The organism is Homoserinimonas sp. (assembly GCF_056262345.1).
On record NZ_JBACFR010000189.1, the window covers coordinates 1 to 1,628 of the forward strand.

Consider the following 1,628-nt stretch of genomic DNA (forward strand, 5'->3'; position numbering starts at 1 on the left):
ATTCCTGCACCACAAAGGATGACGTGGGTCGGCCACTTCTCGGTGTTGGCCGGAGCCTCGATGGTCATGTAGTCGTTGGCAGCGAACAGCACGCCGTTGTCGGCGAGCCACTGAGCAGCCTCGGGGCCGAGGCCCACCCAGGTTGGCGATTTCTCGGCGCGCGTGAGCGCATCCGTGGAGTTGCGGGTCTTGAAGAGAACGCGCTTGGCGTCGCCGATGCCAGCCTGCTGCAGGTCGGCGGGGGTGATCTCTTCTTCCACGTGGCGCAGGTCGAGCACGCGGGCAGGGCCAACGACGTTGTCGAGTGCGATCTCGTCGACGGTGGTTCCGCCTTCGACGAAGTGAGAGGGCGCATCAACGTGTGTGCCCGTGTGGGCGCCGATGAGCCAGCGCGAGACGTCGGACGGGTAGCCGTTTTTGATCTCCTCGACCATCTCGAAGGTGGGGCGGCGACCCCAGTGAAGCATTTCCGGGGTCACTTTGATGTTGATGTCGAGCGCGCTCATGGTGATCTCCTTGCAGTGGTCGCCAGATAGTTCTATCTGGGTCGGGGGCGGTGGCGTTAGTTCAGGTGGTGAGTGGTCGATGTTCGCTTCGGTCATTCCCCGAACATTGCCCGGCGGGGGTTGTCGACGAAGATCATCTGCAGGGTTTCGTTGGAGATACCGGCGCGCGTCGCGGCGTCCGTGAACTCCTCGAAGAGAAAGGTGAGGCCGGGACCGCCGTGGGAGGCCTGGTGTGAACGCTGGCTCACGTCTTGCGAGAGCAGGATCTTCTCGCCGTAACCGGCGTCGATCACGGTGCCGAGGTAGTTGATGCGACGCTCAAGCTCGTTGTTGCTGACCTGGCCGCCGGACTTGACGGCCATCATGCAGTCGTACTCGATGTAGACGCCGCGGCGCAGCAGGTCGAGGGAGTACTCGATGTTCTTGACGGTGTCGGTGTGGCCGATCACGATGCGCTCGGGCTCGACGCCCTCCTGCACGAGGATGTCGATCTGCGCTTCGCCCGTGGGGAACGACGGCGCGTGGGTGCTGACCATGACGCCTGTCTCGGCGGCTGCCCGTCCCGCGGCCCGAAAGGAGCGCTCCTCCTGGGCCGTGATGTGGGGCAGATCGCTCGCGATCTCGCCGAGGAATCCGGCGCGCACACCGGTTCCGGGAATCTCGTCGACGAGGTCGGCAATCAGGTAGTCCGCGATCTGGTTGACCGAGTTGCGGTCCCACCACTCCGTGTCGAAGTAGTGCTGAAAGTAGTGGCCGGTGCCCAGAATTACGGTGACGCCCGTCTCCTCGGCGATCGCCTTCGTGGCGGCGACGTTGGCGATCGAGCGCGATCCGGTCGTCGGGTTCTGGATGAGGTTGGCCGGGTTGCGATCGAAATAGACGGGGGCGGCGTGGTTGCTGAGTTCGCCGTTGGTCATATCCCAGAGGGTCTTGCCTCCCGCAGCGACGAAGAGGTTGATGTCGGCGACGCGCTCGTCCCAGACGGTCATGAGGCCGTCGCGCGGCTCGCTCGGGGTCATGTTGATGAAGACGTGCTCGTGGGGGAGTGTGAGCCCCATCTCGCTGCCGACGATGGGTCCCGTTACCGACTCAACTGTGCGCATGCACAAACTGTATCCGATT

General features: G+C 63.8%; 2 protein-coding genes. Both read right to left on the bottom strand.

Going from position 1 to position 1,628, the window contains the following annotated elements; genetic code table 11:
- Window positions 1–506 (bottom strand): cyclase family protein (locus AC062T_RS09445; protein WP_476029444.1); only part of this gene is annotated, 506 nt, incomplete at its 3' end.
- 92 nt (window positions 507–598) lie between these two features.
- Entirely contained in the window at window positions 599–1,609 is a 1,011-nt protein-coding gene (locus AC062T_RS09450; protein WP_476029446.1) for a phosphotriesterase family protein, read from the bottom strand.
- Window positions 1,610–1,628 lie beyond the last annotated feature (19 nt).

Coding starts and splice junctions, on each gene's coding strand:
- AC062T_RS09450 (WP_476029446.1), bottom strand. CDS start 1,609: ATGCGCACAGTTGAGTCGGTAACGGGACCCATCGTCGGCAGCGAGATG.